Source organism: Microcystis sp. M53602_WE12 (assembly GCF_030065455.1).
Taxonomy (GTDB): Bacteria; Cyanobacteriota; Cyanobacteriia; order Cyanobacteriales; family Microcystaceae; genus Microcystis; species Microcystis aeruginosa.
Genome location: NZ_JASJFB010000703.1, coordinates 1 through 1,539 on the forward strand (window position 1 = coordinate 1; position 1,539 = coordinate 1,539).

General features: G+C 44.1%; 3 protein-coding genes. All 3 read left to right on the plus strand.

The window, feature by feature from the left end:
• A partial coding sequence (locus PX482_RS21935) for a DUF4351 domain-containing protein (protein ID WP_288123009.1) occupies positions 1–321 on the plus strand: 321 nt, incomplete at its 5' end.
• A 210-nt stretch (positions 322–531) separates the two neighbouring features.
• The gene (locus tag PX482_RS21940) at positions 532–972 is read left to right on the plus strand and encodes an MFS transporter (protein WP_002757702.1); all 441 of its coding nucleotides are present in this window, start codon (positions 532–534) and stop codon (positions 970–972) included.
• Between the two features lie 252 nt (positions 973–1,224).
• Positions 1,225–1,419, plus strand: a complete 195-nt coding sequence (locus tag PX482_RS21945; protein ID WP_288036293.1) for a hypothetical protein — start codon at positions 1,225–1,227, stop codon at positions 1,417–1,419.
• Positions 1,420–1,539: the final 120 nt, after the last annotated feature.

Sequence of the window (1,539 nt, forward strand, 5' to 3'; positions counted from 1 at the left end):
GCTGGGTTAGTATTAAACAAAGACATCATTCAACGATTATTGAGGAAAGACATCATGAAAGAATCTGTTATCTATCAAGAAATCTGGTCGGAAGGTTTACAAGAGGGACGACAAGAGGGACGACAAGAGGGACGACAAGAGGGAGAAGCTAACCTCGTTTTACGTCTATTAAATCGCCGTATAGGTAGCATCTCTCCTGAATTATCGCCCAAGATCCGAAATCTTGACCTAGAACAGTTAGAAAACTTAGGCGAAGCTTTGTTAGATTTTCAGTCATTACAAGATTTAGAACAATGGCTCGAAAATTGCCAAATAAATTAAGTACAAGAGAACTAAGTCTCCAGTCTATTCCCTCGGCACAGGGTAGCTGCAAGCATTTGGCTATCCTTTTCTTGAGCTTGTGATACACTAACCAGAAATCTATCAATTTTCCCCCTGTGAGGAGAATAGTCCTGTAATACTAGCAGAACTTGTCAAAAACTTCGTTGGGGAAGGTGTCACTTATAAATTTTTCTCTCTTAACCCTCTCTGGTGCCACCGGGGGCGATCGGGCGGCTGTCAAGTTGGGGGTCGGGGTTGGGCTATCTGGGAGGAATTGCCTGTTATCTGTTGTTTTGGTTGGTACAATCAAGCCATCGCTTCGATCAATTGCTAGAGTATCGACTGGCTTTTGTGATCGTCGGATTATGGCTGCTCTTTCTTTCTCTCCCGGCTCTAGCTTGGTTGCCTCATCAGTCGCAACCGCCCACCATTCCCCTTTCTCGGTTAATTCGCCAATCCTACCATCAGGTCTGGCATACGCTGGGCTATTTTAGGCAAAACCAAGAGATTTTTAAGTTCTTAGTCGTATTTTATTTGATTTCCGATGGAATTGTAACCCTGAATAATTTTTTGGGCATCTATCTCAATCAGGAGTTTGGGTTAAGCGTTGCTCAAATCTTGCATTTAGGACTTTTATTTAGGGTCTGCTGAAAAAGTTTTTCCTGGGGGTAGGAGTCAGGAGTCAGGAGTCGGTCGTTTCAGGCTTTGTTGCCCTTGTTTTTTGTACCAAGCGATGTACCACAAGAAGGATAATGCAAGGTTTTTGAAAGTCCCAATCCTATTTTCGCAGCACTAACATCGGACTTTAACAGGTCAAAAGCCTTATTTTAAAAGGGTTTTACCATTATTCAGCAAGCCCTATTTAACCTGATCTCCATTCCCTCGACGATCCTGTTCGGTTTATTGAGTAACTACTGGTCATTACGAGCGATTTTATCTCTTTTAGTCGGAATTTGGACGGTTATTATCTCCTTGATGCTCCTCAGCACCCATCCCGCTACACCGCTTGTCCTAGCGATTTTAATGGGATTAGTCTTCGGTTCGACTCAATCCCTCTGTCGGGGGTGGTTCGCCCAATTGACATCCTCACCGCCGTAAAACGGACGGTGATTCCCAAACCTCACGATTTAGGTTTCTGCTTCTTTCCCTTGCGGGGTTCCGCACCTGCCTTAACAGATTTACTCTGTTCTGGTCTTATGGTCGCTCTACAGACTGACA